This is a genomic window from Amycolatopsis lurida (genome assembly GCF_900105055.1).
GTDB classification, from domain to species: Bacteria; Actinomycetota; Actinomycetes; order Mycobacteriales; family Pseudonocardiaceae; genus Amycolatopsis; species Amycolatopsis lurida.
The window spans coordinates 5,618,362-5,641,930 of the sequence record NZ_FNTA01000004.1; the positions used below are offsets into that span (position 1 = coordinate 5,618,362).

Consider the following 23,569-nt stretch of genomic DNA (forward strand, 5'->3'; position numbering starts at 1 on the left):
CCTTCATCGGGCGTTCGCGATCAGGGCCTGTTCGTCGACTTTCCCGTTGCGGGTCAGCGGGATCTCGTCGACCACCACCCAGAGGGCGGGTAACGCGTAGCTCGGCAGCTGCCGCGACAGATACGCGCGCAAGGTGCGGGGTTCGGTGTCCTCGCCGGGGTTCACGACGATGGCCGCCACGAGCTGAGGGCTGTGGTCCTCCTGCCGGGAAACGACGATCACGGCATCGCGGATACCGGGGTGACCGGCGAGGATGGTGCCGATCTCCTCGGTTTCGATGCGATGCCCGTCGAGTTTGACCTGCTTGTCCGCGCGGCCGAGGAAGACCACGTTCCCGTCCGGGGCGAGCCGGACCAGATCTCCCGTGCGGTACAGGCGTTCGCCCACGTCGGGGGAGAAGTGGCCGAAGCGCCGCTTCGTTTCGGTCTCGTCGTCCAGGTACCCGTCGGCGAGCCCCGATCCGGCCGCGTACAGCTCGCCGACGCCGCCGGGCGGGACGAGCCGGGCGTTCCGGTCGAGCACGAAGACCTTCGTGCCGGCGATCGGCCTCCCGATGGGCAGGGGGCCGTCGATCTCCGCGCTGTCACGCACGGTGTGCGTGGTCGTGAACGTGGTGTTCTCCGTGGGCCCGTAGCCGTTCGTGAGCACCAGCCCGGGGTAGGCCTCGAGCACCCGCGCCGCCGCGTCGTGCGGCACGACCTCGCCTCCGCTCAGCAGCCGGCGGAGTCCGGCGAGCGCCTGCGGCCGGGAGTTCGCGACCAGCCGGAAGAGGCTGGCGGTCAGCCAGGCGACGGAGACCTTTCGCTCGGTGAAGAACTTCTCGAGCGCCCTGACCGTCGGAAGCCGTCCGGGAAAGGCCTCCAGCGTCGCGCCGTTGAGCAAGGTCACCCAGATCTCGTACGTCGAAGCGTCGAAGGCCAGCGGCGCCATCCGCAGGACCCGGTCACCCGGGCGCGGCTGGAGCTCCGTCGTCCGCGCGAGCCGCGTGACCGCGCGATGCGGGACGACGACGCCCTTCGGTTCACCGGTGGATCCCGAGGTGAACGCGACGTACGCCGTCCTTTGTGGATCGTCGTGGGCGGGAACGGGCTCGGGATCCGCGTCGGCTTCCTCGCCGGGGACCCAGGAATCGACCCGGGTGAGCCCACGGAGGACGGGATGGCCGGCCGTGGCGGCGTCGACCACCGCGGCCGCGGGCGCCAGCTTGCCGATGATCCGCGCCAACCTGGCTTCGGGCGCGTCGTCGTCGAAGCCCGCGTACGCGGCTCCGGCACGGACGATCGCGAGCAGCGCCACGATCTCGCCCGCCGACCTCTTGGTCGCGACGAGCACCGTGTCACCGGGCCGGACCCCGTTGCGCCGCAGGACGCCGGCGTACCGATCCGCTGCTCGAGCGAGCCGCCCGTAGGTCAGCTCGGCCTTCGCGTCACGGACCGCGACCTGCTCCGGGTGAAGCCGCACCTGCTCCAGGAAAAGGGTTTCGATACCTGCCGGAGGAAGGTCGGCGCCGGCCAGTGCGCCGACGATCCGGCGGCGTTCCGGCGCGATGCAGCGCACGTCCTCGAGCGAACCGTCGAGGAAGGCCAGTTCACCCACCGCGGTGGCGACGTCGGCGAGGAAACCGTGCTCGGCGTCGGGGACCTCGGTGACGAAGCGGGCCTCCCCGGACCGCAGATCCGGGTGCAGGGAGGCGAGCACGAGATCGACCGGCCCGTCCTCGGCGACGCCGACCGGGTGGACCGAGCCCAGGAAGTCCTCGACACGGGCCTTGTCGTCGACCTGGATCCGGATCACCCGCCCGGCGATCGAGATCGCGGCCTCGGTCGCCGCCGTCCACCGGCACAGGGTCACGGCGAACGCGGCGAGCACCACCCTCGCGCGCTGGTACTCGGAGGGTTCGGCCGCGAGCCCGGTCGTCAGATCGTAGGGAACGGTGAGCGCGTCAGGCATCGCGGTTGCGCTCCAGCCGGACATGGAGGTGGTCGGGCCGCCGGAAGATGTGGCCGCGTTCCCGCAACCGCCAGAATCCCGGCCGGACGCCGTCGAGCGAGCCACTGAGCCGGACACCGCCGAACCGGTGCGACAACCGCTCGAACAGCGTGTCGAACTCCGCCAGCGCCAGCTGGATGCCCAGGCAGGTGTGCGGGCCGGAGGAGAAGGCCAGCAGTCGCTGGTCGGTCCGCTCGGGACGCCAGGAGTCCGGGTCCTCGAAGGCGTTCTCGTCACGGCTGGCGCTGCCCAGCGACAGCAGGAGCGCGGACCGGCGCGGGACGTCCACCCCGTGCAGGTTCAGGTCCCTGGTCGCGTACCGGAGGATGGTGTGGCTCGGCGGTTCCCACCGCAGCGTCTCGCGCACCACCTGGGTGCGGTACTCCTGGTCCGCCAGCGTCGACAGGTCGACATCGTGCGCCAGCACGGCGTACATGATCTTGCCGATGGTCGCGACGCTCGTCTCGGTGCCCGCGAGCAGGAACAGCGTGGCCGTGCCCAGCATGGATTCGTCGAGCGGCTCACCCGGCGGGAAGACGAGATCGAGGAACGGCATCCGGCCGCCCTCGCGGCGCTCGGCGAGTTTGCCCTTCAGGTAGTCGATCAGCTCCGCCTTGGCCGCGAGCGCCGAATCCAGCGAGGTCGCCGGGAACTCGATCGCACCGGCCAGCGGCAGCACCCGGGGACGCAGCCAGGCCGCGTCCTCCGGCGGCAACCCGAACAACCGGGTGACCATGGCGTAGGGCACCCCGACCGCGACCCGCTCCATGAACTCGATGTCGACCTCGTTCCCCGTGCCCATTTCGGCCTCGATCGAGTCGAGGACCTGGTCCACCGCGGGGATGAGGATCTCGGTGCGCAGCCGCTTCACCGACGCGCCGGCGAACAGCGGCATGAACAGCTTCCGCAGATCGCGATGGCGGGGCCCGTCGGTGTCCAGCAACGTCCGGCCGAACAGGCGACGGCTGCTGCGCATCGGGAATCCGCTGCCGACCTCGCGGTCGGCCAGCAGGGCCTGGACGTCTTCGAACCTGGTGACCAGGAAGGCGTTGAACGCCGCCGACCAGTGCACCGGATCCGAACGCCGGAGCTCTTTGTAGATGGGCCAGGGGTCGGCGAGGAATTCGTCGGAACTGAAGTCCAGTTTCACCGGTGCCGAGCTCATTTGTCACCTCCGTTGCCGACCAGCTCGGTCCGGGATTTCAGCTGGCGCCCGGCCTCTTCCGAAGTGAGCCGGAGCGATTCGGTGATGCCGTCGTAGCCGCCGACGAGGGCGGGCACGACCTCGTGCGCGAGCGCGGTCAGCTGGTCGAGGGTCGCGCGGTGCGAAATCCACCTGGGCACGAAGAAGTTCAGCGAAACCGGGTCGCCGATCCGGTCCACCAGCTCCTTGATCCTGGCGGCGCAGGTCGCGGCGTCGCCGACGATGAACCCGCCCGTGTCGACGAGGTTCTGCAGCGTCTTGCGGTGCGCGACCGGCGAATCCGGGATGGGCATGCCCAGCGTGCCCCGGTACAGACCGCGGCGCAGCGCGGAAAAGCCTTCCAGCAGTTCCTCGACGCCCGCGGCGGGGGAGTCCGCGACGTGGACGAAGACGTTGCAGCGGATCCGGGTTCCCCCCGCGGATTTGTTCCGGTAGGCGTCGATGCGCTCGATCAGCGCGCCGACCGGGTCGGGGTCCATTCCGGGCCTGATGGCGCCCCACGGCGGTGCCACGTGGACGGTCGGGGTCGTCGACGTGTCGGTCAGGAGCTCGATTCCGGCCGGGCTCAGCGAGGACGCGACGACGGTCTCGATGGTGCCGGGCCCCCTCAGCGGCTGGAGCTGGAGCACTGCTTTCTTCACGGTGAACCACGGTGTCGTGGTGTTGACCGTCTCGCCGTTGAGAAGCGCCTGCACCGTCCCCAGCGCCGCGCGGAAATGGTCGCGGACCGAGGCCGGGTCCACCCCGATCATTTCCATGTCGTGGACGTAGGTTCCCGTGCCGACGCCCAGGATCGCCCGGCCCGCGGTGAGGTGATCGAGCAACGTGATCCGTTCCGCGACATGCAAAGGGTGGTGGTAGGGCAGCGGGATCACTCCCGTGGCGAACCGGATCCGGCGCGTCTCACGGGCCAGCGCCGCCATCAGCATTTCGGGCGAACTGAGCGTGCTCCAGCCGCTGGAATGGTGCTCGCCGAGCCAGATCTCGTCGAAACCCAGGTCGTCGACGAGGCCGCACAGCTCGATGTCGCGCTTCAGCGACGCGTGCGGGCTGACCGAAGGGTCGTGAAAGGGAGGCAGGAAGCAGCCGAATGCCTTTGTGTTCATCTCGTTCCTTTGTCCGGAGGTGGGCGATCGTGCTGCGTCAGGCCGACGGCACCTGTTCGAGCAGGTAGTCGCAGAACTTGTCCACAGTGGTCAGATCCTCGTTCTCTTCGAGGTCGATGAACACGTCGAGCTTCGTCTCGATCTTCTCGATGAGCGCCAGGTACTCGATGGAGCTCATACCCGTCTCGGGGAACTCCGTGTCCGCTTCGATGGTCTGGTTCTCCAGAACACCGCCCGCGACCTCGGTCAGCAGGGAGAAAATCTGCTGACGCAATTCCGCCCGCGCGTCTTCCGCGTTCATGTGTCCCCTTTGCTGAATCCGCGCACAAGCGCACGGATGGATGAGTGCTGAATGGCGATTTCACCGCATGCGAAAGCGGTGATCAATTCGATGATCACGACGGCGGAAATCACCCCAGTGTGCTCGCCGCCGTGCCTCCCAGTGCGCCCGGATATCCGTCCGGGCGGGCGATTCGACACCATTGTCGCCCGAATCTTCCGCGATCCGCAACAGTCCGGGACACAGGTCTTCGTCGATTACTTCGCGGTTACGTGAGGAAAGATCATTGTGGAACGACGCGAAGGGGGCTTTCCGCGCATCGCGTGCGCGGAAAGCCCCCTTCGTCGTCAGGTCAGCGCTTGCGCTTCTGCAGCAGTTCCGCGAACTGCCGCCAGTCCTCCGCCCGGGCCTTGGCGAGTTCGGAGATCAATTCCAGCCGGTGTTCGGGGATGTTCCTGGCGACCTGATCCCATTCGTCCCGGTCGTTCAGGTGACCGTCCAGCAACCGCACCAGGGTGCGGCCGGACTCGGTGTACCGGATGGTGGGGTCCGAGCGGAGCCGTTCCACGGCCGCCTGGGTGTCCGTTCCCACCTGATCGCCGCCCTCGGCCGGGCGGGTGCGCGGCCTGGCGGCGGGGCTTGCCGGGCTCTTCTCGCCCTGGAGGTGCCGGTGGCGTACGTCGTGCGCGGTCGCGAGGGAAACACCCGCGCCACGGGCGATTTCGCGGATCGAAGCGGAGGGATTGCTCGCGAGCAGCTCGTGGGCGCGACGGCGGCCCTGCGCCGGATCGAGCGCGCGGACGCGGCCGTCGCGGCCGACGTGGGCGTTCGACTGGGGAACTTCCCCACTCGAACGCCGGCGCAACTTGCCGACCGTCTTGTGCGAAAGGCCGGTGACCGCCGCGATCGCCCGGTCGGACCAGTGGGGCCGGGTGCCGAGGATCCGGCAGGCGGCGGCCTTGCGGTCGGCGAGGGAAAGCGGCAGGCCGTGCGCGATGTTCGTCTTCACCGCGAGGATGAAGGCCGCCTGCTCGTCCCCGTCGAAGAACTGGACGTTGATCGCGGTGGCGTTCTTCAGCTTCGCCGCCTGAAGCCGATGCGTTCCGTCGATCACCCGCATCGTGGAGCGGTGGACGAGAATCGGCGGAAGCGGGGCATCCGTCTCCGCGAGTACCCGTGCGTACGCGGGATCCACGCCCGCCGCCCGCGGGGAGTCTCGCACCGACAACGCGTCGAGCGGGACCTCGGCGACCTCGCCGAGCGGCGGGTCGGAGCCGACCGCGACCCACTCGTCTTCCCTTCTGGCCGCGGGGATCTGCGTGCCATCGGCAGCTTTCACCTTATGCCAGTTTAACATCTTCCAGCCCCCAGAACACTTGGTGAATATCAAACCTTTTCAATATTCGAGCCGGTTCGAGTGGTTGTCAAGGTCCGCGAGTCGCGATCGTGACGTCGCCTGGGTGTTCGACCGGCGTGCCCGGGCCATGGTGACTTTTGTGTGGTGCCGTCGAGTTTCTCGGCTACCCTCCGTCGCCGCGCCACCGGATGGAACCGAGTCGCTTGACGGGAGCCCGAGATGCACGCAACCTGGTCTGGGGCCCGTCGGACGGAAGGGAAGCTCATAAACCGGTCGGTGAAATACTTCCAGGGAATTCCTGGCGGCGGCTCGTGGAATGTACCGCGATTCTTTCACGAAACCCGATTTCGAAGAATGGAATGATCTTTGCTTCGTCGGCAGAGGTCGCATTTCGCGTGTTGACGCACCGAACGCGCGCGACGTCCGGGTGCTCGCCGCCTTGTCCGGCGGTGAGCGCGGATCACTCGCTCGGAGCTCGGTTGCGGTCGTCGCGGTGGAGCCCACTCTGGCGAGCGTTTCGCTGCTCTTCGCGAGTTGTTCCGCTCGGTACTGAGTCCGGAAGTCGTGAACACGAAGCGTGGCCGGTTCGGGCTCGCCGCTGTCACTGGTCCACAAAGGACAGTCGTCACGCTGTGCGAAGGAGCGATCGAGCGTCTTCGGGCATGTGCGGCCCGATCAACCGGGTGGGGTGTTTCCTGTGGTGCCGTAACCCGCCGACATGGGTTCCAGTTACCTGCCACACGCGTCGAAAGGGTGGATCGACGAACTACGAAGACCACGTCCGCCGAGACGCCGGCGACCGGCGAATCCGGCGTGAAAACCATCGGTGACCGTGAGGGAGACACTGAGAGGTCTCCCGGCCTTGTGTGCCCTCGGCAGGATTCGAACCTGCGACACCTGCCTCCGGAGGGCAGTGCTCTATCCCCTGAGCTACGAGGGCGTTGCCGCCTGAGCGACGTTGAAAGCTTAGCGCATGTCTCCACGGGCGCTCCCGAGTGGTGGTCGTTAGCCGTCGTGGTGCCCGGGATGGGTGTCTTATGCGGCCCTGACCAGGCCTTTCAAGTCTCGTGTCTGCCGTCGGCCAGGCCTGCCGAAAAGGCGTAGCGTCGGTGTCGCCGACGAACCGGGGGAGGCCCGATGATCGAACCGTTCGAGGTGCGGATCCCCGACTCCGCCATCGCCGACCTGCGCGCCCGGCTGCGCGCCACGCGCTGGCCCGAGCCTGCCACCGTGGACGGCTGGGAGCAGGGAGTTCCGCTGGAGTTCGCGCGGGAGCTGTGCCGGTGTTGGTCGGAGGACTACGACTTCGGTTTGGCTGACCGCGTCAACGCTTTCCCCGGTTTCAAGACCACTGTGGACGGTCTCGGGATCCACTTCCTGCACGTTCGTTCGCCGGAGCCGGACGCGACGCCGCTCGTGCTCACGCACGGCTGGCCGGGCTCGGTCGTCGAGTTCCTCGACGTGCTCGGCCCGCTGACCGATCCCGCCGCGCACGGGGGCGATCCGGCGGACGCGTTCCATGTCGTGGCGCCGTCGCTGCCGGGGTTCGGCTGGAGTGACAAGCCGTCGTCGACGGGGTGGAACGTCGAGCGCATCGCGCGGGCCTGGGACGAGCTGATGGGGCGGCTCGGCTACGAGCGTTACGTCGCGCAGGGTGGCGACTGGGGTGCCGGGGTGACGAACATGCTCGCCAAGCTCGTGCCGGAGCGGCTGATCGGTGTCCACGTCACCATGGCGGGGGTTCCGTACGACGAGACCGTGCTGGGTGAACCGACGGCGGAGGAGAGGGCGGCGATCGGTGATCTCGCGCGATTCCGCGAGGTCGGATCCGCATACTCCCGGCAACAGGCCACGCGGCCGCAGACGCTCGGTTACGGGCTCGCCGATTCGCCCGCGGCGCAGGCGGCGTGGATCGCGGAGAAGTTCCGGGAGTGGACCGACAACGACGGCTCACCGGAGACCGCGCTGTCCTGGCGCCGGATGCTCGACGCGATCTCCGTCTACTGGTTCACCGAGACGGCGGCCTCGTCGGCGCGGATCTACTGGGAGAACACGAAGCAGGACGTCTCGGCGGTTGAAGTTCCTTCGGGTATTTCGATCTTCCCCCGCGAGATCATCCGGCCGTCACGGCGCTGGGCGGAGCTGCGCTACACCGATCTTCGCTGGTACGAGGTGCTGCCCGCGGGCGGACACTTCGCCGCCTTCGAGCAGCCCGAGGCCTTCGTCGGCCAGTTGCGGGGGTTCTTCCGGTCGCTTCGGTAGCGGTGCGTGGCGAGTCCAGGTTTCGGGAAGGCCCTCATGGGGGATGGCTTCCGTGTGCGGCTTAAGACATGGTGAACTTAGGCTCACCTGTATTGCACATATGCGCATGTGACAATATATTCGGCCTGTCGACTTCACGAGAGGCGGAGCAATGGGTCACGGGCACGGGCATGGAACAGCCTCGCCGTCGAGCGCGTCAGGCCGCTACCTCAAGAGCTTGACGATCGCACTGGTCATCGGCGCCGGCTTCATGGTCATGGAGTTCGTCGTCGGGTTCGCCACCGGCTCGCTCGCGCTGATCTCCGACGCCGCGCACATGTTCACCGACGTCCTCGGTGTCGGCATGGCGCTGGCGGCCATCCTGCTCGCCCGGCGCAGCGGCCCGACGCTGACCAGGACGTTCGGGTTCTACCGCGCCGAAGTGCTCGCGGCCCTGGCCAACGCCATCCTGCTGTTCGGCGTCGCGGGCTACGTCCTGGTCGAGGCCATCGGCCGGATCAGCGACCCGCCCGCGGTGCCCGGCCTGCCCGTCCTGCTGGCCGCGGCCGCCGGTCTCGTCGCGAACATCGTCTCGTTCCTGATCCTGCGCAAGGGCGCGGAGGAGAGCATCAACGTCCGCGGCGCGTACCTCGAAGTCCTCGCCGACCTGATCGGCTCCGTCGGCGTGCTGCTGAGCGGCGCGATCACGCTGCTGACCGGCTGGCGCTACGCCGACCCGATCATCGGTGTCGCCATCGGCCTGTTCGTCCTGCCCCGCACCTACGCCCTCGCCCGCCGCGCGCTGCGGATCCTGTTCCAGCACGCGCCGAAGGGCGTCGACGTCGCCGGGATCCAGGCCGAACTCGGCGAGCTGAAGGGTGTCGAGGACGTCCACGACCTGCACGTCTGGACGCTGACGTCGGGTATGGAGGTCGCTTCGGCGCACCTCACCATCGCGCCGACCGTCGAGCAGGCCGAGGTGCTGACCGAGGCGCAGAACCTCCTGGCGAACCGCTACTCGATCGAGCACGCGACCCTCCAGATAGAAGTGCCTCAATGCGCTCAACGCTGCCGGGAGCTCTCCTGGTGACCCCCTGACGCATTTCGTCCTCTGAACGCGGTAGTTGGCAAAGCGAACTACCGCATTCAGAGGACGAATTGCGTGTCAGGCGGGCAGGGGGGCGGCGCCGCGTTCCTGGAGGAGGCCCTTCATCAGGGTGATCTCGGCGCCCTGTGAGACCAGCATGCTCTGCGTCAGCGACTTCACGTCCGCGATCGACGTGTGATCGTGGCCGTACTGGGCCATCTCCGTCCCGCCTTCGTGGTGCCGCAGCATCAGCTGGAGGAAGAAGACGTCCATCTCCTTGCCGGTCAGCGACCGCAGCTTGGCCAGTTCGGCCGAAGTCGCCATCCCGGGCATCGGCGCGCCGTTCGACGGCTTCATGTCGCCACCACCGTGTCCGCCGTGGCCGGACATCGGCTCGGTCATCCACGTCATGTAGGCGCCGGTCGTCTGCTCGGGCTGGCCCCACAGGCCCAGCCAGCCCTTCATCCGGCCGACCTGCCCGGTCTGCGTGCGCTCGATGTCGAACGCGAGGGTCTTGATCGCCTGATCGGCCGTGTGGTCCCGCGCCCAGCCCGCCATGGTGACGGCCTGGAGGTGGTGCACCGACATGTCCTGCGCGAAGCCGACCTCGACCGAGCCCGCGCCGGGAGTCTTCTGCTCCGGTTCGGAGTCGATCAGCCTGGTCGTCAGCGCGCCGAGGCCGAAGCCGAGGATCAGCATGACGACCAGGGCGGCCCCGATCACCAGCCATCGGCTCTTGGCCGACCGCGAGGTGTCGTCGACGGTCTGGAGATCGGGGTCCACTCGGTTCACTACTTGCTCGCGGGCGCCGAGGGCTGGGTGGCGGGCGCGGACGGCTGACCGGCGCCGGGCTGGTCCTGCTGCGTGCCCGCGGTGCCCTTGTAGTCCATCGGCTTCGCGTCCGGCCCAGGCGGGGTCGGGTCGAAGTCGCCCGGCTCGATCTGCGCGTCGCAGGTGGCGTCACGCTCGGGGTACGCGCCGAACGGGTTGGTGCGCAGCGCGGCGATGAACTGGTCGATCCGCTCGTCGGAGGCGGAGTCCAGCTTCAGCTGGTGGCCCCAGGACTGCACGGAGATCGGCTTGTCCAGGTTCGGGTACGGCGACATCACCGTGTACGGCTTGCCTTCGACGCGCACCTTCAGCAGGTCGAGCGCCTCGCCGGAGATCTGGGCCGGGTTGTAGGCGATCCAGACCGCGCCGTGCTCGAGACCGTGCACCATGTTCTCGTTGCGGACGGCCTTTTCATAGACGACGCCGTTGCACGCGGCCCAGGCCTGGTCGTGCGGGCCACCGAAGGGCGGCGTCTTGTCGTAGGCGACGCGCTCGGCGGCGGTGACGTGCACGGAGCCTTCGTAGGTCGCCGTGGTCACGCCGGGGATCCGCTTCGAGGGATCCGGGTCCTGCTGTGAGGGCGCGAAGGCGGCCGCGGCCTCTTCGCGGGTCTTCTGCTCGCGCTTGGGCGCCGAAGCGACCATGTAGTAGGTGACCACCGAGGCAGCCAGGACGACGATCGCGACGACGGCGATGATCGTGCCCCAGGGCGTGCCCTTCTTGGACACGACGGAACTACGGGCGGCCTTCATGGCGTTCTTCGACGACGCGCCCTTTTTTCTGGTTGTCCCGTTAGCCATGGCTCCTGCGTTCTCCAAAGGGGGTGGTCCCTGCGCGGGCCAGTGTAGAGACCGCGCGTCTGATCACCGTGAACAGCCGTAAGATCACCGGCTTGGCTCACACCTTCCGGCGGTCGCTGCGAAGCCCGGACCAGGTCACACCTAGAATTCCGCGAGTGACTCCCGCAGCTCTCGCCGACCTGGTCCGTAACTCCGCCGTGCAGGTTCTCACCGCGCGCGGCCTCGACGATTCCGTGCTGCCGGAGAAGGTGACGATCGAGCGTCCCCGCAACCCCGAGCACGGCGATTACGCGACCAACCTGGCGCTGCAGGTGGCCAAGAAGGCGGGGATGAAGCCCCGCGACTTCGCCGACGCGCTGGCCGAGGCGCTCTCGGCCACCGACGGCATCGACTCGGCCGAGGTCGCCGGGCCGGGCTTCCTCAACCTGCGGCTCGCCGCCGACGCGCAGGGCCAGATCGTCCAGCAGGTGCTCGACGCCGGGGAGAAGTACGGCCTCGGCGACGCGCTGGCGGGCGTCAAGATCAACCTGGAGTTCGTCTCGGCGAACCCGACCGGCCCGATCCACCTCGGCGGCACCCGCTGGGCCGCGGTCGGCGACGCGCTGGGCCGCGTGCTGTCCGCGCAGGGCGGCCAGGTCACCCGGGAGTACTACTTCAACGACCACGGCGCGCAGATCGACCGCTTCGTCCGGTCCCTGATCGCCGCCGCCAAGGGCGAGCCCGCCCCCGAGGACGGCTACGCGGGCGGCTACATCAACGACATCGCCGCCGAGGTCATCCGCCAGGAGCCGAGCGCGCTCTCACTGCCGGACGACGAGCGGGCCGAGACCTTCCGCCGGGTCGGCATCGAGCTGATGTTCACCGAGATCAAGCAGAGCCTGCACGATTTCGGCACTGATTTCGACGTCTACTTCCACGAGAACTCGCTGCACGAGTCCGGCGCCGTGGCGTCCTCGGTCCAGCAGCTGAAGGACTCCGGGAACCTGTACTTCGAGGACGGCGCCTGGTGGCTCAAGTCCAAGGAGCACGGCGACGACAAGGACCGCGTCGTCATCAAGAAGGACGGCAACCCGGCCTACATCGCCGGCGACCTCGCCTACTTCCAGGACAAGCGCAAACGCGGTTTCGACCTCTGCATCTACATGCTCGGCGCGGACCACCACGGCTACATCGCCCGGCTCAAGGCCGCCGCGGCCGCCTTCGGTGACGATCCGGCCGTGGTCGAGGTGCTGATCGGCCAGATGGTCAACCTGGTCTCCGAGGGCAAGCCCGTCCGGATGAGCAAGCGCGCGGGCACCGTGATCACCATGGAGGACCTGGTCGGCACGGTCGGCGTCGACGCGGCCCGCTACGAGCTGATCCGCTACTCGGTCGATTCCACTTTGGACATCGACCTCGACCTGCTTCGCAAGCACTCCAACGACAACCCGGTCTACTACGTCCAGTACGCCCACGCGCGGCTGGCCTCGTTACAGCGAAACGCCGCCGACCTCGGCCTGAAATCCGATGGCGAAGTGGACTTCGGCCTGCTTACGCTGCCCGCCGAGGGCGATCTGATCCGCACGATCGGCGAATTCCCGACCGTCCTCCGCCGGGCCGCACAGCTGCGTGAACCGCACCGCGTCGCCCGGTACCTCGAAGAACTCGCCGGCGCGTACCACAAGTTCTACACCGTGGGCCGTGTTCTTCCCCAGGGCGACGAGGAGGCCACCCCCCTCACGTTCGCCCGGCTCGCGCTGTGCCAGGCCGCCCGCCAGGTGCTGGCGAACGGCCTCAACGTGCTCGGTGTCTCTGCTCCGGAACGGATGTAACCCAGAATGGCTCACCCCGCGGGCCCCCGCCACGCCGACGTCTACCCGCACGCCGACGCTTCCGGTTTCCCGCCGTCGAGTCCCGAAGAACTCGACAGGCTGTATCCGAAAGTCTGGCCCCGCAACACTTTCCGCGGCGGTGACGGCGTCGTCCGCATCGCCGGTGTCGACGTCCGCGAACTCGCCGAGACCTACGGCACGCCGCTGTTCGTCGTCGACGAGGCCGACTTCAAGTCCCGCTGCGCCGACTACGCCGAGGCGTTCGACGACCCGGCGCTCGTGCACTACGCGTCCAAGGCGTTCCTGTCCATCGAGATCGCCCGCTGGGTGGCCGAGCAGGGGCTGAGCCTGGACGTCTGCAGTGGCGGCGAGCTCGCCGTCGCGCAGCGCGCGAACTTCCCGGCGGAGCGGATCACCTTCCACGGCAACAACAAATCGCTGCCCGAACTGGAAGCCGCCGTCGAAGCGGGCGTCGGCACGGTCGTGGTCGACTCCTACTACGAGATCGCGCGGCTGGCCGACGTCGCCGCCCGGCACGACGTCGTGCAGAACGTCCTCATCCGGGTGACCGTCGGCGTCGAGGCGCACACCCACGAGTTCATCGCGACCGCGCACGAGGACCAGAAGTTCGGTTTCTCGCTGGCTTCCGGTGACGCGGCCGAGGCCGTGCGGCGCGTGCTCAACGCGCCGTCCCTCAAGCTGATCGGCCTGCACAGCCACATCGGTTCGCAGATCTTCGACGCCGACGGTTTCGAGGTCGCCGCCCGTCGCGTGGTCGGCCTGCTGGCCGAACTCGCCAAGGAGCACGGCACCGATCTGCTCGACCAGCTGTCGATCGTCGACCTCGGCGGCGGTTTCGGTATCGCCTACACCGACAAGGACAACCCGCCCCCGCCCGCGCAGATGATCACGCAGATCCGCGAGATCGTCCGTAAGGAGTGCGAGTACGCGGGCCTTCCGGTGCCGAAGATCGCCGGCGAGCCGGGCCGCGCCATCGCCGGTCCCGGCACGATCACGCTGTACGAGGTCGGCACCATCAAGGACGTCTCGCTCGGTGACAAGGCCGCCCGCCGTTACGTCAGCGTCGACGGCGGCATGAGCGACAACATCCGCACCGCGCTTTACGACGCCGTGTACGACTGCCGTCTCGTATCCCGGTCCGCCGACGACGACGGGGACGGCCAGGCCGCCGCCGCGCTGTCCCGGGTCGTGGGAAAACACTGTGAGTCCGGCGACATCGTCGTCCGTGACTGCTGGCTCCCGGACACCCTTGCTCCCGGCGACCTGCTCGCCGTGGCGGCCACCGGGGCGTACTGCTACTCGATGGCCAGCGGGTACAACCGGCAGCCGCGGCCCGCGGTGGTGGCCGTGCGCAACGGCAGCGCCCGCGTGCTGCTGCGGCGGGAGACGACGGACGACATGCTGCGCCTGGAGGTCTAGCAAGTGTCTATTGTGGACGAACGCGTGATCAGGGTCGCCCTGCTGGGCTGCGGGACGGTCGGCGGCGAGGTCGTCCGGCTGCTCACCGAGCAGGCCGGGGAACTCGCGGCCAGGGCGGGCGCCAGGGTGGAGCTGGCGGGCATCGCGGTGCGGCGCCCCGACAAACACCCTGAGCTGCCGCCGGAACTGGTCACCTCCGACGTGACGAAGCTCGTCACCTCCCCGGACGTCGACGTCGTCGTCGAGCTGGTCGGGGGCATCGAGCCGGTGCGGCAGTGGCTGCTCGACGCGCTCAAGGCCGGGAAATCCGTTGTCACGGCGAACAAAGCGCTGCTCGCCGAGCATTCGGCGGAGCTTTTCGAGGCCGCCGACGCGGCAGGCGTGGACCTGTACTTCGAGGCGGCCGTGGCCGGGGCGATCCCGTTGCTGCGCCCGCTGCGCGAATCGCTGGCCGGTGACCGCATCACCCGCGTGATGGGGATTGTCAACGGCACCACCAACTACATCCTGTCCGCGATGGACTCCACCGGCGCCGGTTACGCGGAAACGCTGGAAGAGGCCAGCAGGCTCGGTTACGCGGAGGCCGACCCGACGGCCGACGTCGACGGTTACGACGCGGCGTCCAAGGCCGCGATCCTCGCCTCGCTCGCGTTCCACACCCGGGTGACCGCGTCCGACGTGCACCGCGAGGGCATCGCCGACGTCACCGCGTCGGACCTCGCCGCGGCGAACGTGCTGGGCCGCACGGTGAAACTGCTCGCCATCTGCGAACGCGTCACCGCCGACGACGGCACCGAATCCGTTTCGGCGCGGGTGCATCCGGTGATGATCCCGCGCAACCACCAGCTCGCCGGGGTCGGCGGCGCGTACAACGCCGTCTACGTCGAGGCGGACGCCGCCGGTGAGCTCATGTTCTACGGTCAGGGCGCCGGTGGCGCGCCGACCGCGAGTGCCGTGCTCGGCGACCTCGTCGCGGTGGCTCGAAACCGGGTCGTCGGCGGCCGTGGCCCGCGCGAATCCGCGCACGCCGCGCTCCCGGTCAGGCCGATGGGCCAGACGCCGACGCGGTACCACGTCAGTCTCGACGTGGCCGATCGAGCGGGCGTCCTCGCCCAGGTGGCCCAGGCGTTCGCCGGGCACGGTGTCAGCATCGCCGCCGTGCGGCAGCGCGACGCGAACGACACGGCCAGCCTGGTCGTGGTCACCCACCTGGCGCCGGACGCGGCATTGCGGTCCACTGTGGACGACATTGCCGAACTCGATGTGGTGAACCAGGTCGTCAGTGTGATGCGTGTGGAAGGCGAAGACCAGTGATTCCCCAACCGTGGCCCGGGATCATCCAGGCTTATCCCGACCGGATCCCGGTCCCGTCCGGCGCGAGGGTGATCACCCTCGGGGAGGGCAACACCCCGCTGCTGCCCGCCCCGCACCTCTCGGAACTGACCGGCTGCGAGGTCTACCTCAAGGTCGAAGGCGTGAACCCGACCGGGTCGTTCAAGGACCGCGGGATGACCGTCGCCATCACGCACGCGCTCGCCAGCGGGCTCAAGGCGGTCATCTGCGCGTCCACCGGCAACACGTCGGCGTCGGCCGCCGCCTACGCGGCCCGTGCCGGGCTCACCTGCGCGGTGCTGGTGCCCCAGGGCAAGATCGCGATGGGCAAACTCGCCCAGGCGGTGCAGCACGGCGCGCGGATCCTCCAGGTGGACGGCAACTTCGACGACTGCCTCGAACTCGCGCAGAAGACCGCGATCGACTATCCGGTGACCTTGGTCAACTCGGTCAACCCGGTGCGCATCGCCGGCCAGAAGTCGGCCGCGTTCGAGATCTGCGACGTCCTCGGCCAGGCCCCGGACATCCACTGCCTGCCCGTCGGCAACGCGGGCAACATCACCGCCTACTGGGCCGGGTATTCCGAGTACGCGGGCGATGGTGTGGTGAAGAACACCCCGCGGATGTTCGGCTTCCAAGCGGCCGGCGCCGCGCCTCTCGTGCACGGCGAGCCGGTGGCCGATCCCGACACCATCGCGACCGCGATCCGCATCGGCAGCCCCGCCTCCTGGGACGGCGCGATGAAGGCGAAGAACGCGTCCGCGGGCCTGTTCGAAGCGATCACCGACGAGAAGATCCTCGAGGCGTACCGGCTGCTCGCCCGCAAGGAAGGCGTGTTCGTCGAGCCCGCTTCGGCGACCAGCGTCGCGGGCCTGCTCGCCACGGCCGCCGACGGGCGCCTGCCGAAGGGTTCGACCGTCGTGTGCACCGTCACCGGACACGGCCTGAAGGACCCGGCCACGGCGCTGGAGGGCAACGTCGAGGTCGAGCCGCTCGCCGTCGACCCGACCGCCGTCGCCGCCGCGCTGGACCTGCGATGACGCTGATCGAGGTCAAGGTCCCGGCGTCGTCGGCGAACCTCGGCCCGGGCTTCGACACCCTCGGCCTCGCGCTGGCGTTGTACGACCGGGTCGAACTCCGGATCACCGACGCCGGGCTCAAGATCGAGGTGATCGACGTCGGCGCGGGCGGGGTGGAGGACGTCCCGACCGACGAGTCGCACCTGGTCGTCCGTGCTTTCCGGCGCGGTTGCGAGCACCTCGGCCTCCGCCCGCCGGGCCTGCACCTGCGTTGCTTCAACGCCATCCCGCACGCTCGCGGCCTCGGCTCGTCCGCGGCCGCCGTCGTGACCGGTGTCGCGGCGGCGTACGCGCTGGCTGAGAAGGCCCTGGACGACGAAGCGCTGCAGCTGGCCGCCGGGTTCGAGGGACACGCCGACAACGCCGCGGCGAGCCTGCTGGGCGGCTTCGTGGTGGCCTGGACCGAGGGCGAGCGGTTCCGCGCCGAACGGCTCCAGCCCCACCACGACATCCGGCCCGTGGTCGCCGTCCCGGCGCTGCGGTCCTCGACCGACGCCACGCGCGGACTGCTCCCCGCCCAGGTCCCGCACGCCGACGCGGCGTTCACGGCCGGCCGCGCGGCGCTCGCGGTCCACGCGCTCACCTCGCGCCCGGACCTGTTGCTCTCCGCGACCGAAGATCGGCTCCATCAGCACTACCGGGCGCCCGCGTACCCGGCGAGCAGCGAACTGGTGCGCGCGCTGAGGGCCGAAGGGGTGGCCGCGGCCATTTCCGGAGCCGGTCCGACCGTGCTCGCGCTGACCACCGGGGGAATACTCCCGGCAGGCGTCGACGTTACGTCTTTCGACGTCACCGAGCTGCCGATCGATCCGGGCGGCGTTCAGGTTGCGGCTCAGTAAAGCCTCGGTCACATGCCGGAGCCCCATCCCGCCACGCGGGGGGTGGTTGTTGCACCGGGCCGTGGCGCGGTCTACCCTCGGGGGCGTTCGATCACCGTGCGTTTCCGCACCCGGTGCCGGTCCAGGTGACCAGTGTCATCCTTGGCCCGCATCCTTCGTTGATCCGCCAGTTCCGCAGACCGCCTGGCAAGCGGGGAGTAGCGGATGGACGCAGGCGGGTTCCCGGTTCCGGCGGTGCCGAATTCCGCTTCCTCCGTTTGGAGGACGCAAATCCCTGTGCTGGAGGCCTTCTAGCTGTGTTCAACACGGCCGAGGAGCTGATCGCCCGTATCGGGGGCCAATTACGCCGTTTCGCAATCGGACGCGAGCGGCGGTCCGCTGATCCACCTGGAGGCGTGGATCGGTCAGGAAGGACATTTGTGAGCAACACCGATCTTTTGAGCGACGTCGAAGGTGGCGCCGCCGAGTCGAACGGCGCCGTCGCTCCCAAGCGCACGGTCGGCGGATTGACCGGCAAGACCGTCGCCGAACTGCGCTCGATCGCTGGGGACCTTGGCATCGGCGAGACCACGGGTATGCGCAAGGGCGATCTGATCGCGGCCATCCGCGAGCGCCAGGGCAAGACCAAGCGCAAGACCCCCGCCGCGGCGAGCGAAACGCTTCCGCTCGAGGGGATCGATGCACCGCGCAAGGCCCCCAAGGCCGAAGCGCCCAAGACGGAGGCCCCGAAGCAGGAAGCCCCGAAGGCCGAAGCCGCTCCGGCCGAGGCTCCTCGCGCCGAGAAGGCCGAGAAGACCGAAAAGGTCTCGGAGAACGGCTCCGCGCCCGCCGCCGAGCGGCCCGCGCAGCAGGAGAACACCCAGCAGGACGGCCAGCCGCAGCAGGAAGAGGGCGGTCGCAACCGTCGTCGCCGCGGCTCCAACCGTGCCGCGGGTTCGCCCGAGCAGGGCGGCCAGCAGCGTGAGCGCGGTGAACAGCGTGAGCGTGGCGAGCGCGGTGACCAGCGCGAACGTGGTGACCGTGGTGACCGGGGTGACCGCAACGAGCGCGGCGACCGTGGTGAGCAGGGCGGCAACCGTCAGGGCAACCGCGACGGCCGTGGCCAGGACAACCGCCAGCGCAACCAGCAGGGCGGCGGCCAGGACAACAGCCAGCGACAGGGCCAGGGCCAGGGCCCGCAGGGCGACGACGACGAGGAAGGCGGCCGTCGCGGCCGTCGCTTCCGCGACCGTCGCCGCCGTGGTTCCGGCGGTGGCCGCGAACAGGGCGGTTCGCCCGACACCGAGATCCGCGAGGACGACGTCCTGCTGCCCGTCGCGGGCATCCTGGACGTGCTCGACAACTACGCGTTCGTGCGTACCTCGGGCTACCTCGCCGGGCCGAACGACGTGTACGTCTCGCTTTCGCTGGTCCGCAAGTACGGCCTGCGCCGCGGTGACGCCATCACCGGTGTCGTGCGCCAGCCGCGTGACGGCGAGCAGCAGCGGCAGAAGTTCAACCCGCTGGTGCGCGTCGACTCGATCAACGGCCTGGAGCCGGACGAGTCCAAGCGTCGTCCCGAGTTCACCAAGCTGACCCCGCTGTACCCGAACGAGCGCCTGCGCCTCGAAACCGAGCCGCACAAGCTCACCACCCGCGTCATCGACCTGGTGATGCCGGTCGGCAAGGGGCAGCGTGCCCTGATCGTGTCGCCGCCGAAGGCGGGCAAGACGACGATCATGCAGGACATCGCGAACGCGATCTCGACGAACAACCCCGAGTGCCACCTGATGGTCGTGCTCGTGGACGAGCGTCCGGAAGAGGTCACCGACATGCAGCGGTCGGTGAAGGGTGAGGTCATCGCCTCGACCTTCGACCGCCCGCCGTCCGACCACACCTCGGTCGCGGAGCTGGCCATCGAGCGGGCGAAGCGCCTGGTCGAGATGGGCCACGACGTCGTCGTGCTGCTCGACTCGATCACCCGTCTGGGCCGTGCCTACAACCTGGCGGCCCCGGCGTCCGGCCGGATCCTCTCCGGTGGTGTCGACTCGACGGCGCTGTTCCCGCCGAAGCGGTTCCTCGGCGCGGCGCGCAACATCGAGAACGGCGGTTCGCTGACGATCTTCGCCACGACGATGGTCGAAACCGGGTCCACCGGTGACACGGTCATCTTCGAAGAGTTCAAGGGCACCGCGAACGCGGACCTCAAGCTCGACCGGAAGATCGCCGAGCGGCGCGTGTTCCCCGCGGTGGACATCAACCCGTCCGGTACCCGCAAGGAAGACCTGCTGCTTTCGCCGGACGAGCTCGCGGTCACCCACAAGCTGCACCGGGTGCTGCACGCGCTGGACTCGCAGCAGGCCATCGACCTGCTGATCTCGCGACTGCGCAAGACGAAGACCAACATCGAGTTCCTCATGCAGGTCTCGAAGACGGCCCTCGGCTCGAACGACGACGACTGAGTTTCGTTCCGTTAGTACGTGAAGGCCCCCTTCACTGCGTCTAGCGCAGTGAAGGGGGCCTTCACGTACTCAGACGGGTTTCGTGAGCGGCCCCGCGTGTTGCGAAAGTGGCTTTCGCAACGTTGTAGGTTGCGAAAGTGGCTTTCGCAACACCTGTGCCGGGCAGGGTCGTCGTATACGGGGTCACCGGTTCGGGCAAGTCGACGCTGGCGCGGAAGCTGGCCGAGCGGACCGGGCTGCCGTGCCATTCGGTCGACGACGACCTCGCCTGGCAACCGGGCTGGGTTCCCGTCCCCGACGATGAGCAGCGACGCCGCATCGCCGCGTTGGTCGCGGAGGAGCGCTGGATCATCGACGGGATGTTCGCCAAATGGCGTGACATCGCGTTGCCTCGCGCCGAACTGATCGTGGCGCTGGACTATCCGCGCTGGGTTTCGCTGAGCCGTTTGGTGCGCCGGACCGTGGTGCGCTGCGTCACCCGTCGGCGGATCTGCAACGGCAACGTCGAGACCCTGCGGGGCATGCTCTCCGGCGACTCGATCATCGTGTGGCATTTCCGCTCGTTCGCGCGTAAACGGCGCACGATCCGGGGTTGGGTCGCGGATCCTGCGGTGCCGGTGGTGCGGCTGACCTCGCCGCGCGAAACGAAGCGCTGGCTCGCCCTCGTGAGTGGTAATGACGGTTCTAACCGTCATTACCACTCACGAGTCCGAGGCCTCAGCGGTGCGGAACCGCCGCAGGAGTCCAGCCGCGGTAGTTGTTGAAGTAGTGCACGCTCGACGCGTGGCCGATCTTGCCGCCGATGCTGGAGGCGTAGATCCCGCCGGAGCCGTCGGCGATGCCGACGTGGCCCCACTGGCTGATGTTCCAGTACACGAAGGAGCCCTTCGGTGGCGTCCCGGTCGTGTGCTTCGGGCTCGCGCCGTTCCAGTGCGCGTTGGCCGAGGCCCAGACACCGGTGGTCCCGTACGCGTTCTCGACGGCCTTCTCGCAGAGGCCCTGGTACGCGGTGGAGCCCAGGCGGTTCTTGAACCACTGGACGGCGCCGGCGGGCGTGCCGTCGCCGGCGCCCTGGATGGCCAGGTCGCCGTCGGACAGGGTGGTGAACGTCCCCGCGGCCGGGTTGATGTCGGCGGCGGTGATGGTGGCGGCCGTTTCGGGGGCGGCCGGAGCGGCTCCCGCGACCGGAGCCACGGCGAGGGCCGCGATGGCCAGCGCGGCGACGGAGGCCGGCTTCGCCACCTTGGCGAGGATGGTGCGCATGATCAGTACCTCCTGTTGAGGAATCACCAACAACAAGACGGTCTCGTGATCAAGTACAAATTTCGTACAACCGGGCGTCGATGGTCGATGACTCACCGTGGTGGAATATGCCGGGGGTGGGGTGCGTTGACGCCACTGCCAGCACATCTGGCAAAATCATCCGCTGAAGTCCGGCACCGGTTCACCCCGCACGGGGACCCGGGGCCAACGAGAGAGGACACCATGAAAAGCGGTATTCACCCCGAGTACGTCGTCACGCACGTGAACTGTGACTGTGGCAACGAATTCACCACGCGCAGCACCAAGACCTCCGGCAACCTCCACGTCGAGATCTGCTCGAACTGCCACCCGTTCTACACCGGCAAGCAGAAGCTCATGGACACCGGCGGCCGCGTCGCGCGCTTCGAGGCTCGCTACGGCAAGCGCAAGAAGGCCGAAGACGCCAAGTAGCTTGAACGACGGCGCCTACCCGCATGTCCGGGTAGGCGCCGTTTTTCATGGTTTTTGTCCGGGTCGTTGAGAGGTGGAGTGGTGGATTCGAGTTCGCTGAAGGGTCTGCTCGAAGAGCACGCCCAGCTGGAAGAGCAGCTGGCCGACCCGTCCGTGCACGCCGACCAGGCGCGCGCCCGCAAGCTCGGCCGCCGGTACGCGGAGCTGAGCCCCGTCGTCAAGACGGTCCGCGAGCTCGACACCGCCCGTGAAGACCTCGAGACGGCGAAGGAACTTGTGGCGGAAGACTCGGCCTTCGCGGCCGAGGCCGAGGAGATCTCCGCCAAGATCCCCGTGCTCGAGGCCAAGCTCACCGAACTGCTCCTGCCGCGCGACCCGTACGACGGCTCCGACGTGGTCATGGAGATCAAGTCGGGTGAAGGCGGCGAGGAATCGGCACTGTTTGCCGGCGACCTCCTGCGCATGTACCTGCGCTACGCCGAGCGTCACGGCTGGAAGGCCGAGGTGCTCGACTCGGTCGACTCGGACCTCGGTGGCTTCAAGGACGTCACCGTGTCCATCAAGAGCCGTTCCGCCGACGCCGAGGGCGTCTGGGCGCGGCTGAAGTTCGAGGGCGGGGTGCACCGCGTGCAGCGCGTGCCCGCCACCGAATCGCAGGGCCGCATCCACACCTCCGCGTCCGGCGTGCTCATCTACCCCGAACCCGAGGACGTCGAGGTCGAAATCGACCCGAACGACCTGCGGATCGACGTCTACCGCTCGTCCGGCCCCGGCGGCCAGAGCGTGAACACGACCGACTCGGCGGTGCGGATCACCCACCTCCCGACCGGCGTGGTCGTCTCGTGCCAGAACGAGAAGTCGCAGATCCAGAACCGTGCCCGCGCCCTGCAGGTGCTGCAGGCCCGCCTCCAGGCGATCGCCGAGGAGGAGGCCGCCGCGAAGGCGTCGGACGCCCGCCGCTCGCAGGTCCGCACCGTCGACCGCTCCGAGCGGGTCCGCACCTACAACTTCGCCGAGAACCGCATCGCCGACCACCGGGTGAACTACAAGGCGTACAACCTGGACCAGGTCCTCGACGGCGACCTCGACGGCGTGCTGGACGCGCTCATCACCGCCGACCGCGAAGAGCGGCTGGCCGCCCACGCGGGCTGAGGCGGACTAGCCGGGTTCGGTGTAGAACGGATCGTCCTCCAGCGCGGTATGGACCGCCCGGACGGACATGTTCACCCGCGAGAGCCTGTCGGTCACCTCGTTCTTGACCCGGTCGAGCGCCTCGTCGCCGCTTTCCCCGGTCAGAGCGGGAAACGCCGACAGCAGCACCGCTTCGCAGGGACCCGCGTCCGTGCTGATCCGGACCAGTGACGCCGAAAGGTCGGTCGCGGGACGGCCGCAGAGGCCCACGGCCATGCGCAGGTCGCCGGTGGGGACATAGAGATGCACCCGTGAAATGACATCGGTTTCCGCGCGCGGGGTGAAATCGTGCCTGGTGACATACGCGGGCTCACGGGGATCGGTGCCGCCGACGGACGCCATCAATGAATAGAGCGTGTATCCGTCGGCTTGGATGTCGTAGGCGTCGTAGCTTCCGTATTGGCCGGTCTCCGGCGTGCCGTGGATTTCGAAGAATTCCGCATTCAGGCCGAAGTGGAAAAGCGCGGGTACCGCGGCTCGATGCAGAGTTTCAGCGGGCTCTTCGCTGTCGGCCGGCGGTGTGCGATAGCCGACCGAGACCAGGTACCCCGTCCAGCCGCCTTCGGGGTCCGCCCGGCAGATCTCCAGCTCGGTGGCGTTGAACTCGCCGATGAGACGTTCGCCCAGTGCGGCGGCCGCGGCGAAGTCCTCGGTCTCGATATTCGCGGATATCCGCGTGACGACTGCCGTTTCCCGGAGATCCATGACTATCGCGTGAGCCCTTCGGCGAGTTCTGGGTGCGCTCAGCCTACGCGGGTCGAACACCGAGTGCGTCTCCCGCTTCCACCATGTCGATAAGCACGCCGGTCCGTTCTTGTGCCGGCGCTG

21 protein-coding genes and 1 tRNA gene are annotated in these 23,569 nt (G+C 68.6%); 12 read left to right on the top strand and 10 right to left on the bottom strand.

The genetic code is table 11. The features are described from left to right. Window positions 1–3 precede the first annotated feature (3 nt). From BLW75_RS32035 to BLW75_RS32050, 4 genes are read right to left on the bottom strand one after another with little or no spacing between them, the layout of a single operon-like run. Window positions 4–1,950: an amino acid adenylation domain-containing protein gene (locus tag BLW75_RS32035; RefSeq protein ID WP_143055372.1), complete on the bottom strand. Its 1,947-nt coding sequence runs from the start codon at window positions 1,948–1,950 to the stop codon at window positions 4–6. Further along, complete coding sequence (locus BLW75_RS32040) at window positions 1,943–3,154, bottom strand: cytochrome P450 (protein WP_034309007.1); 1,212 nt, start codon at window positions 3,152–3,154, stop codon at window positions 1,943–1,945. Before BLW75_RS32040 ends, BLW75_RS32035 begins: the two co-directional genes overlap by 8 nt. After that, window positions 3,151–4,299: an LLM class flavin-dependent oxidoreductase gene (locus BLW75_RS32045; RefSeq protein ID WP_091598734.1), complete on the bottom strand. Its 1,149-nt coding sequence runs from the start codon at window positions 4,297–4,299 to the stop codon at window positions 3,151–3,153. Before BLW75_RS32045 ends, BLW75_RS32040 begins: the two co-directional genes overlap by 4 nt. A 37-nt stretch (window positions 4,300–4,336) precedes the next feature. Then, a complete protein-coding gene (locus tag BLW75_RS32050; RefSeq protein ID WP_034309004.1) occupies window positions 4,337–4,600 on the bottom strand; it encodes an acyl carrier protein in 264 nt (87 codons plus the stop codon). Between the two features lie 51 nt (window positions 4,601–4,651). Here BLW75_RS32050 and BLW75_RS42440 point away from each other — a divergent pair, with 51 nt between their 5' ends. Continuing rightward, window positions 4,652–4,855, top strand: a complete 204-nt coding sequence (locus BLW75_RS42440) for a hypothetical protein (RefSeq protein WP_143055373.1) — start codon at window positions 4,652–4,654, stop codon at window positions 4,853–4,855. Window positions 4,856–4,931: 76 nt separating this feature from the next. Here the strand turns inward: BLW75_RS42440 and BLW75_RS32055 are convergent, their stop codons facing one another. Together BLW75_RS32055 and BLW75_RS32065 are read right to left on the bottom strand one after the other, a co-directional pair. After that, on the bottom strand, window positions 4,932–5,918 hold the full coding sequence (locus BLW75_RS32055; protein WP_241783445.1) for a ParB/RepB/Spo0J family partition protein: 987 nt from the start codon (window positions 5,916–5,918) through the stop codon (window positions 4,932–4,934). An 885-nt stretch (window positions 5,919–6,803) separates the two neighbouring features. After that, window positions 6,804–6,876: transfer RNA gene (locus BLW75_RS32065), tRNA-Arg, on the bottom strand. Window positions 6,877–7,073: 197 nt separating this feature from the next. Here BLW75_RS32065 and BLW75_RS32070 point away from each other — a divergent pair. Then, the gene (locus BLW75_RS32070; RefSeq protein WP_034308998.1) at window positions 7,074–8,198 is read left to right on the top strand and encodes an epoxide hydrolase family protein; all 1,125 of its coding nucleotides are present in this window, start codon (window positions 7,074–7,076) and stop codon (window positions 8,196–8,198) included. A gap of 151 nt (window positions 8,199–8,349) precedes the next feature. Next, complete coding sequence (locus tag BLW75_RS32075; RefSeq protein WP_034308996.1) at window positions 8,350–9,267, top strand: cation diffusion facilitator family transporter; 918 nt, start codon at window positions 8,350–8,352, stop codon at window positions 9,265–9,267. A gap of 75 nt (window positions 9,268–9,342) precedes the next feature. Here the strand turns inward: BLW75_RS32075 and BLW75_RS32080 are convergent, their stop codons facing one another. Both BLW75_RS32080 and BLW75_RS32085 read right to left on the bottom strand, forming a co-directional pair. Continuing rightward, on the bottom strand, window positions 9,343–10,047 hold the full coding sequence (locus BLW75_RS32080) for a DUF305 domain-containing protein (RefSeq protein WP_034309281.1): 705 nt from the start codon (window positions 10,045–10,047) through the stop codon (window positions 9,343–9,345). A gap of 8 nt (window positions 10,048–10,055) precedes the next feature. Further along, window positions 10,056–10,847, bottom strand: a complete 792-nt coding sequence (locus BLW75_RS32085) for a DUF3105 domain-containing protein (RefSeq protein ID WP_034308994.1) — start codon at window positions 10,845–10,847, stop codon at window positions 10,056–10,058. Between the two features lie 203 nt (window positions 10,848–11,050). On the opposite strand from BLW75_RS32085, the gene argS reads away from it, so the two are divergent. The 7 genes from argS to BLW75_RS32120 all read left to right on the top strand — a co-directional run bounded on the left by argS (window position 11,051) and on the right by BLW75_RS32120 (window position 20,601). Continuing rightward, a complete protein-coding gene (gene argS / locus BLW75_RS32090; RefSeq protein ID WP_034308991.1) occupies window positions 11,051–12,706 on the top strand; it encodes an arginine--tRNA ligase in 1,656 nt (551 codons plus the stop codon). Window positions 12,707–12,712: 6 nt separating this feature from the next. Then, window positions 12,713–14,146: a diaminopimelate decarboxylase gene (gene lysA / locus BLW75_RS32095; protein WP_034308987.1), complete on the top strand. Its 1,434-nt coding sequence runs from the start codon at window positions 12,713–12,715 to the stop codon at window positions 14,144–14,146. Between the two features lie 12 nt (window positions 14,147–14,158). Beyond that, on the top strand, window positions 14,159–15,460 hold the full coding sequence (locus BLW75_RS32100) for a homoserine dehydrogenase (protein ID WP_091598739.1): 1,302 nt from the start codon (window positions 14,159–14,161) through the stop codon (window positions 15,458–15,460). Further along, complete coding sequence (gene thrC / locus BLW75_RS32105) at window positions 15,457–16,518, top strand: threonine synthase (RefSeq protein ID WP_034308983.1); 1,062 nt, start codon at window positions 15,457–15,459, stop codon at window positions 16,516–16,518. The genes BLW75_RS32100 and thrC overlap by 4 nt, the downstream gene beginning before the upstream one ends. Continuing rightward, a complete protein-coding gene (gene thrB, locus BLW75_RS32110) occupies window positions 16,515–17,396 on the top strand; it encodes a homoserine kinase (RefSeq protein ID WP_034308981.1) in 882 nt (293 codons plus the stop codon). The genes thrC and thrB overlap by 4 nt, the downstream gene beginning before the upstream one ends. 419 nt (window positions 17,397–17,815) lie before the next feature. Then, window positions 17,816–19,837, top strand: a complete 2,022-nt coding sequence (gene rho, locus BLW75_RS32115) for a transcription termination factor Rho (protein ID WP_034308978.1) — start codon at window positions 17,816–17,818, stop codon at window positions 19,835–19,837. A 137-nt stretch (window positions 19,838–19,974) separates the two neighbouring features. Continuing rightward, on the top strand, window positions 19,975–20,601 hold the full coding sequence (locus BLW75_RS32120; protein WP_241783443.1) for an AAA family ATPase: 627 nt from the start codon (window positions 19,975–19,977) through the stop codon (window positions 20,599–20,601). On the opposite strand, the gene BLW75_RS32125 is transcribed toward BLW75_RS32120, so the two are convergent. Then, window positions 20,555–21,100 carry a hypothetical protein gene (locus BLW75_RS32125; protein ID WP_034309277.1) on the bottom strand — a complete coding sequence of 182 codons (546 nt, stop codon included), beginning with the start codon at window positions 21,098–21,100 and terminating at the stop codon, window positions 20,555–20,557. The genes BLW75_RS32120 and BLW75_RS32125 overlap by 47 nt on opposite strands. 222 nt (window positions 21,101–21,322) lie before the next feature. Between BLW75_RS32125 and rpmE the strand changes: the two genes are divergently transcribed. After that, complete coding sequence (rpmE, locus tag BLW75_RS32130) at window positions 21,323–21,550, top strand: 50S ribosomal protein L31 (RefSeq protein WP_007028345.1); 228 nt, start codon at window positions 21,323–21,325, stop codon at window positions 21,548–21,550. A gap of 81 nt (window positions 21,551–21,631) precedes the next feature. Continuing rightward, window positions 21,632–22,702, top strand: coding sequence for a peptide chain release factor 1 (prfA, locus tag BLW75_RS32135; RefSeq protein WP_034309276.1), 1,071 nt, complete (start codon window positions 21,632–21,634; stop codon window positions 22,700–22,702). A 6-nt stretch (window positions 22,703–22,708) separates the two neighbouring features. Here prfA and BLW75_RS32140 read toward each other — a convergent pair whose 3' ends face one another. Beyond that, window positions 22,709–23,446 (bottom strand): hypothetical protein, encoded by a 738-nt coding sequence (locus BLW75_RS32140; protein ID WP_034308975.1) that lies wholly within the window; start codon window positions 23,444–23,446, stop codon window positions 22,709–22,711. Between the last annotated feature and the right edge of the window lie 123 nt (window positions 23,447–23,569).

Coding starts and splice junctions, on each gene's coding strand:
- BLW75_RS32125 (WP_034309277.1), bottom strand. CDS start 21,100: ATGCGCACCATCCTCGCCAAGGTGGCGAAGCCGGCCTCCGTCGCCGCG.
- BLW75_RS32050 (WP_034309004.1), bottom strand. CDS start 4,600: ATGAACGCGGAAGACGCGCGGGCGGAATTGCGTCAGCAGATTTTCTCC.
- BLW75_RS32035 (WP_143055372.1), bottom strand. CDS start 1,950: ATGCCTGACGCGCTCACCGTTCCCTACGATCTGACGACCGGGCTCGCG.
- BLW75_RS32040 (WP_034309007.1), bottom strand. CDS start 3,154: ATGAGCTCGGCACCGGTGAAACTGGACTTCAGTTCCGACGAATTCCTC.
- lysA (WP_034308987.1), top strand. CDS start 12,713: ATGGCTCACCCCGCGGGCCCCCGCCACGCCGACGTCTACCCGCACGCC.
- BLW75_RS42440 (WP_143055373.1), top strand. CDS start 4,652: ATGGCGATTTCACCGCATGCGAAAGCGGTGATCAATTCGATGATCACG.
- thrB (WP_034308981.1), top strand. CDS start 16,515: ATGACGCTGATCGAGGTCAAGGTCCCGGCGTCGTCGGCGAACCTCGGC.
- rpmE (WP_007028345.1), top strand. CDS start 21,323: ATGAAAAGCGGTATTCACCCCGAGTACGTCGTCACGCACGTGAACTGT.
- BLW75_RS32075 (WP_034308996.1), top strand. CDS start 8,350: ATGGGTCACGGGCACGGGCATGGAACAGCCTCGCCGTCGAGCGCGTCA.
- BLW75_RS32140 (WP_034308975.1), bottom strand. CDS start 23,446: ATGGATCTCCGGGAAACGGCAGTCGTCACGCGGATATCCGCGAATATC.
- BLW75_RS32070 (WP_034308998.1), top strand. CDS start 7,074: ATGATCGAACCGTTCGAGGTGCGGATCCCCGACTCCGCCATCGCCGAC.
- BLW75_RS32085 (WP_034308994.1), bottom strand. CDS start 10,847: ATGAAGGCCGCCCGTAGTTCCGTCGTGTCCAAGAAGGGCACGCCCTGG.
- BLW75_RS32045 (WP_091598734.1), bottom strand. CDS start 4,299: ATGAACACAAAGGCATTCGGCTGCTTCCTGCCTCCCTTTCACGACCCT.